Source organism: Xanthovirga aplysinae, from assembly GCF_009711365.1.
GTDB classification, from domain to species: Bacteria; Bacteroidota; Bacteroidia; order Cytophagales; family Cyclobacteriaceae; genus Xanthovirga; species Xanthovirga aplysinae.
Genome location: NZ_SMMB01000861.1, coordinates 1 through 4,842 on the forward strand (window position 1 = coordinate 1; position 4,842 = coordinate 4,842).

General features: G+C 34.0%; 5 protein-coding genes. 3 read left to right on the forward strand and 2 right to left on the reverse strand.

Annotated features, from left to right (window positions below):
* The first annotated feature begins 7 nt into the window (after positions 1 to 7).
* Positions 8 to 1,261 (forward strand): serine--tRNA ligase, encoded by a 1,254-nt coding sequence (gene serS / locus E1171_RS06920; RefSeq protein ID WP_425509607.1) that lies wholly within the window; start codon positions 8 to 10, stop codon positions 1,259 to 1,261.
* Between the two features lie 250 nt (positions 1,262 to 1,511).
* The gene (locus E1171_RS06925) at positions 1,512 to 1,979 is read left to right on the forward strand and encodes a GNAT family N-acetyltransferase (RefSeq protein WP_155205281.1); all 468 of its coding nucleotides are present in this window, start codon (positions 1,512 to 1,514) and stop codon (positions 1,977 to 1,979) included.
* A 104-nt stretch (positions 1,980 to 2,083) separates the two neighbouring features.
* Here E1171_RS06925 and E1171_RS06930 read toward each other — a convergent pair whose 3' ends face one another.
* Positions 2,084 to 2,386: a DUF4286 family protein gene (locus tag E1171_RS06930; RefSeq protein ID WP_155205282.1), complete on the reverse strand. Its 303-nt coding sequence runs from the start codon at positions 2,384 to 2,386 to the stop codon at positions 2,084 to 2,086.
* A gap of 825 nt (positions 2,387 to 3,211) precedes the next feature.
* On the opposite strand from E1171_RS06930, the gene E1171_RS06935 reads away from it, so the two are divergent.
* Positions 3,212 to 3,721 carry an RNA polymerase sigma factor gene (locus E1171_RS06935; protein ID WP_155205283.1) on the forward strand — a complete coding sequence of 170 codons (510 nt, stop codon included), beginning with the start codon at positions 3,212 to 3,214 and terminating at the stop codon, positions 3,719 to 3,721.
* Between the two features lie 374 nt (positions 3,722 to 4,095).
* Here E1171_RS06935 and E1171_RS06940 read toward each other — a convergent pair whose 3' ends face one another.
* The gene (locus tag E1171_RS06940; RefSeq protein ID WP_155205284.1) at positions 4,096 to 4,797 is read right to left on the reverse strand and encodes a YjjG family noncanonical pyrimidine nucleotidase; all 702 of its coding nucleotides are present in this window, start codon (positions 4,795 to 4,797) and stop codon (positions 4,096 to 4,098) included.
* Between the last annotated feature and the right edge of the window lie 45 nt (positions 4,798 to 4,842).

Here is a 4,842-nt window from a genome sequence, read left to right on the forward strand (position 1 = left end):
TTCTCAGATCAAAGAGGATCAGGATAAAGTGGTTAAAGGTTTAACAAAACGAGGAATTGCTAAACCCGAAAGTTTGATCCAAGAGGTTCTTGATTTAGACCAAAAAAGACGTACCACACAAGTTAAATTGGATGATACCCTTTCCCAGTCTAATAATTTAGCCCGACAAATTGGGCAATTAATGCGTGAAGGCAAAAAAGAAGAGGCCGATAGGGTAAAAACACAGACTTCTGAGTTAAAGCAACTAGGCAAATCCTTACAAGAGAATCTTTCCACCTTTGAAGAGGAATTAAAACAGTTACTTTACAATATTCCTAACGTGCCCCATGAAAGCGTGCCAGAGGGCAACAGTGATCAAGACAATGAGGTGATCTATGAACATGGGAAGATACCTTCGTTACATGATACTGCCAAACCACATTGGGAGCTTATCAAGGAATATGATATCATTGATTTTGACCTGGGTAACAAGGTAACAGGTGCAGGTTTTCCATTTTATAAGGGAAAAGGCGCCCGTTTGCAAAGAGCTTTAATTAACTTTTTTCTTGACGAAGCTCTGGCAGCAGGTTATTACGAGGTGCAACCTCCCATTGTCATTAATGAAGCTTCAGGAATTGGCACAGGGCAATTACCAGATAAAGAAGGGCAAATGTACCATGCCACTAAAGATAATGTCTATTTGATTCCTACTGCCGAAGTACCTATTACAAACATGTACAGAGACAGCATCATTAAATCTGAAAATTTGCCCATAAAAAATGTAGGGTATACACCTTGTTTCAGACGAGAGGCTGGTTCATGGGGGGCAGATGTTAGAGGCTTAAACCGGCTGCATCAGTTTGATAAAGTAGAAATCATACAGATACAAAAGCCTGAAAAATCTTATGAGGCTTTTGACGAAATGTGCAAGCATGTACAAGGATTATTGGAAAAGCTGAATCTCCCTTATCGGGTTTTAAGATTATGTGGCGGTGATATTGGATATACTGCAGCCCTTACTTTTGATATGGAGGTCTATTCTGCAGCACAAAAAAGATGGTTGGAAGTTAGTTCCGTAAGTAATGTCGAGACTTATCAATCCAATCGTTTGAAACTTCGCTATAAAGATGAGAGTAAGAAAACAAAACTTCTCCATACTTTAAACGGAAGTGCTTTGGCTTTACCAAGAATAGTGGCCGCAATACTGGAAAACAACCAGACAGAAAATGGAATTGTTATTCCTGAGGTATTGAGGAAATATACCGGTTTCGATAAGATTTAAGAGCTGATTAATTACGAATAGAGTAAAAGCCATCTCTTTAAGTTACCTTACGGGAATCTTTAAAGCTTAAATTTCATCTTTTGGTAAGTTCTATTATAATTTGAGAAGTTCTAATTCATAGTTTGAATTTAAATCGATTCTTTAGCGTCAATTTTTCAGACCATGGGTTTAATAATTTCCATAAACCTAATTTTCAATAAAAAGGCATTTTTCCATTGGGTAGGCTTGGACCAATAATAATTTTTTAGCTATGATAAATATTCGAAAGGGAAAGAAAGAGGATCTTCCGCAAGTGTTAAAATTGATCCATGAATTGGCTGTTTTTGAAAAAGCACCAAATGAGGTAGAAAATAATGTGGAAAAGATGCTGGAAGATGGTTTTGGAGAAAAACCCGTATTTGAGTTTTTTGTTGCTGAAACAGATACCCAAATTATTGGAACTGCTATATATTACTACAGTTATTCCACTTGGAAAGGAAGATGTCTCTATCTAGAGGATTTAGTTGTTTCCGAATCATTTAAAAGGCAAGGAATAGGGAAATTACTTTTTAACCAACTAATTAGTCAGGCCAAAAAAGAAAAAGTTGCCCGTTTATCTTGGCAAGTGCTTGATTGGAATGAGCCTGCAATCAATTTTTATAAGAAACTGAACGCTGATCTTGATAGTGAATGGATTAACTGTAAATTAACTCGTGAGCAATTAGAAATAAAATCGTAAAAGTTGATGAGTGAAAAGTGAGGTAACTCCAACAAAATTTCTTTTCATTTTTAAAAAGTAAATTAGGGGATTACGAAAGATAAAATTTTTGTAATCCCCCAATTTCACACTGACTCCAGTAAAGATCGAAAAGCTACCATTTTATCTTTGAACTTTTCTTGATGGTCTTGTCTTAGCTTTTCTGCATATTTTTCCAGATAAAGATCAATTTGATCCATGGAGGGCGCATAATACATTATGGCATAATTAGTCCCTTCTTGTGCACCCTCTGAAACCAATCTAAAAAATTTATATTCTGAAAAACATCCGGTTTTCATCACTTCAGGGATGTGAATATTTTTCATATAATTCAACCATTTTTCTTCTACTTCCGGATCTATATTTACAGTTACATTATAAAGGATCATAATCTTTAAAAATTTTATTCATCAAAAAAAGCGCATCGTTTACCTTTTCAACACCACATTATTCGCTTAAAAGCAAAAAATTTAGACAAGCTCTAAGGCTCAATTAATCTACTTTTAATTCAAAGTTAGTTTATTCCTTATAAAACTCCCGATGAGTGTACAACAAAAACATCTTTAAAAATAAAAAAGCCCTTTAAAGAAAGACATTTCTTCTCACTCTCCCTTCCATTAATTCTTATAGAAATAGCTTTTTCTTACATCCCAGTACCCGGAAGGTTTACTAAATAAAGTTAAAAGAAATAGAAGCCTAAAGGCCGGAAATAGATAACAAATTAGCTGTACAGCTGGTTAATTTTCCAAGAGATAGGGAAACCAACTTAAAAAAGGGAAAGGACAATTCAGTATAAACACAATAGGTAATGAATTAGTCAATTAACTCTGTATTTGAATGCAACATTATAAAAATAGGATAGGGCTTACCTGCCAAAAGAAGGGTCAGTGGGAATAATTTGATGATAGGTCCTTTGATTTTTCTTCAGTGAGTCTCATTTAGTAATGAAAGTAATAAATAAGAATAACTTTAAAAAATAAAAATAAGGTAAATCAAGATAATCTACTTACAAACTGGGCTTTTTATACGATTAATGAAATTATCTATAAGATTTTAAGGTAGACACAAATAAGACTTTCCTATTATGGATAGGGACCAAAGGGGTAAGATATTATTTTAAAATTGTATTAATCAAATAAAAAATATGATTATTTCTTTTTAATTCTATCCATTCTTTTGTATTTTTATTTCATTAAGAACCAAAAAGGTACCAGATGACAACATTAGAGTTTAGTTATTTATTGGACAAAATGTCAAGGTCTCTGAAGCCCTTTGCCATGAGATTGACAAAGAATGTGGAAGAGGCCAATGACCTGATGCAGGAAACTGTTTTGAAAGCCTTTAATAACCGAGAAAAGTTTTCTGACGGAACGAACCTTAAGGCCTGGTTGTACACTATCATGAAGAATACCTTTATTACCAACTATCAGCGAATGGTAAGAAAAAACACCTTCATTGATACCACCCAGAACCTTCATTATCTTAATGCAGGAGTTTCAACGACTGAAAATCTTGCTTTTGTTTCTTTTGCTATTGGCGATATTCAAAAAGCCATTAACCAATTAAATGAAGTACACCGAACGCCTTTTATGCTGCATTTTCAGGGGTTTAAATACCATGAAATCGCTGATGAACTGCAAATTCCCATTGGCACTGTGAAAAACCGTATACACATTGCTCGTAAAGAATTGCAAATGCTGTTGAAAAATTATGCACACCGATAATTAAATAGGCGATGAATAGTACTTCTACTCTTTTCAAGTTATAAATGATCTATATTTTATGCCGACCTTCTAATATAAAAAGGGTTGTATTTTCCTTAGCCTGTGGGTAAAATTATACTAAGTTTATCATTGATCCCACTTCTATTACTTATCCGATTTTTCCAGGCCCATTTTTTGGTTTCCTCCTCCCCACCTTTACTATCTTTTTTCCAATTCAACAACCAGGGATAAATGTAATTTAAATCTAAAAACTAATTAAATTAGGATAGTAAGACACAAATTCATTATTTCGTAAAAAACCGCAATCATTGCAAAATCTTTCCCTTAATTTACCAAAAATCCTAATTAAAAAATGGGAAGAGCAAGCAGAGGATTTACATTAAAAGACTAGGAATATCACTTAAACAAGTGACCTCGAAAGTAGGATTTTTTTCAAGGCCATGTTTTTCTTTTATAGGGTTAAAATATACTTGGTCAATTTGCATTCTTTGTGCTCCGAAAACATCGGCTTGAAGGTTGTCGCCTATCATTAAAGCCTCTGATGGCTCACAACCTGCTTTTTCCATGGCATAAAGAAAGATCCGTGGGTCAGGCTTATTGAAACCACAATCGGAAGTTATTATCTTTCTAAAATAAGACCTTAATTGGCTTCCTTCCAACTTTGGAAGTTGTACGTCCTGAAAACCGTTGGTAATAATGTGAAGATGAAATTTGTCCTTTAAAACCTCCAACACCTCTCTAGCATAAGGAATAAGGTTGGTTTTATGAGGAGTAAGGTTTAGAAACTCTTCACCAAAATCTTCCAATCCTTTTAACGAATTGATTCCCAAATTTTTAAAGGTAAGAGGAAATCGTTCTTCACGAATTTCTTCTTTACCTATTTGGCCTTCTTCAAATCTAATCCAATATTGTTCATTTATCTGTTGATAAATTTCAAGGAAAGCTTCTACAGAAGAACCACTTTTTTCTTGTAGATTATATTTGTCAAAAAGGAAGCGTAAAACCTCTGTTGCATTGCGATCATAATCCCACAATGTGTGATCCAAATCAAAAAATAGATGTTTATAAGCTGTCATGGAATAATAGTAATACTTCTTTTACTTGCAGAAAAAATTTTGAGC

Coding starts and splice junctions, on each gene's coding strand:
- E1171_RS06925 (WP_155205281.1), top strand. CDS start 1,512: ATGATAAATATTCGAAAGGGAAAGAAAGAGGATCTTCCGCAAGTGTTA.
- E1171_RS06930 (WP_155205282.1), bottom strand. CDS start 2,386: ATGATCCTTTATAATGTAACTGTAAATATAGATCCGGAAGTAGAAGAA.
- E1171_RS06935 (WP_155205283.1), top strand. CDS start 3,212: ATGACAACATTAGAGTTTAGTTATTTATTGGACAAAATGTCAAGGTCT.
- E1171_RS06940 (WP_155205284.1), bottom strand. CDS start 4,797: ATGACAGCTTATAAACATCTATTTTTTGATTTGGATCACACATTGTGG.